Source organism: Campylobacter sp. P255 (assembly GCF_003627915.1).
GTDB lineage: Bacteria > Campylobacterota > Campylobacteria > Campylobacterales > Campylobacteraceae > Campylobacter_D.
This window is the reverse complement of record NZ_NREN01000027.1, coordinates 1-1,495: the sequence shown is the minus strand read 5'-3', so window position 1 is coordinate 1,495 and position 1,495 is coordinate 1. Positions and strand designations below refer to the sequence as shown.

Sequence of the window (1,495 nt, the reverse complement as noted above, 5' to 3'; positions counted from 1 at the left end):
TTCAATCTATCAATGAAATGGGTGAAAGTATTAAAGAACAAACTACAGGTATTACTCAAATTAATGATGCTGTAGCTCAAATTGATAGCGTAACACAAGAAAATCTAAAAATAGCTAAAGATAGTGCAGCTATATCTGATAATGTTAATAAAATAGCTAATGATATCTTAGAAGATGCTAGAAAGAAAAAGTTTTAATCGTTAAAATAATTTTTAATCCAAGTATGAAATTTGTAGATACTTGGATTAAATGATAATATTTTATCCTTAAAAATCCGATTTTACTCACTATTTACAAAAAAATATTAATATTAATTAATCTGTTTTTTTGAAATTAAAATTTAATTTATTTTTTAGCTATAAAATTCTGAAAGTATAAAAATATGTTTTAGGAGAATTTATGAATAACATAAAAATAAAGATGGCTTTAATTGCTTCTATTTGTTCGGCAATAATGTTGATAATCTTAGGTTCATTAAGTTTTGTTCTTAATAAAGATATATTGATACAAGATCGACAAGCTGATGAGATATCAAAAATATCTTCAGCAAATACTATTTTCAACACCTTTATAACTAGTAAAATTGATGGTTTTGAAAATTGGTTAAAATATATCAACGATGAAACTAAAAATACTCAATTAAGCAATGAAGATCTTTTAAATGAGCTTTCTTATAAATTAAAAACATTAAAAACAATGGGTGCTTTAAGTTCTTTCATAGGATTACCAAATGGAGATGTTATTATCAGCTCTCCTATATCAGATAAAGAAAATAAATTTTTTGATGTAATTAAAAAAACTTCTACTTTTGATGCTAGAGAAAAAGAATGGTTTAAACAAGCAATTAGCAAAAATGAATTATATGTAACACCTGTATATATTGATGAACTAACTAAAAATCCTTGTATTAGTATAGTAAAAGCAATATATAAAAACAATAAGCTATTAGCTGTTTTTGGTATAGATATTGATCTAGAAGATATCAAACCTTCAATGGAAAGTGTCGGAGAAAAATTAGTCGTTATGGATTCAAAACAAATTCCTTTTATATCATCTGAACATATACAAGAAAAAACAGAAGAACATAATATTTTATTTACAGAATCTTCTAAAGCAGGAAATATGCAAATTTTTGAGTATCAAGACATGAAAGGAAATAATGCTATTGGAGTTTGCAATAATGTTCGAAATTTCTATGGAACATCTTATTCTATTTGTTCATCGGCCGAATTAAAAATGATTTTAAAAGAAGCTGATAGAGGATTAATTGGACAAATAATAATTGTAGTAATTTTAGTTTTAATTTCAGTAATATTTTTATATTTTTTAATGTCTTATTATTTATCACCACTCCAAACCATTCAAAGAGGCCTTAACTCTTTCTTTGATTTTATCAATCATAAAACTAAAGATTCAGCTATGATTGATGTAAAAAGCAATGATGAACTTGGTGCTATGGCTAAAACCATTAATGAAAACATCACTAAAACTAAAA

1 protein-coding gene and 1 pseudogene are annotated in these 1,495 nt (G+C 24.7%); both read left to right on the top strand.

Annotation, left to right across the window (positions count from 1 at the left end; translation table 11 throughout):
* The coding region (locus CKA54_RS07570) for a methyl-accepting chemotaxis protein (RefSeq protein WP_120760681.1) at positions 1-197 on the top strand (197 nt) is incomplete at its 5' end.
* 202 nt (positions 198-399) lie between these two features.
* Positions 400-1,495, top strand: a pseudogene (locus CKA54_RS07565) (hypothetical protein); the annotation flags it as partial.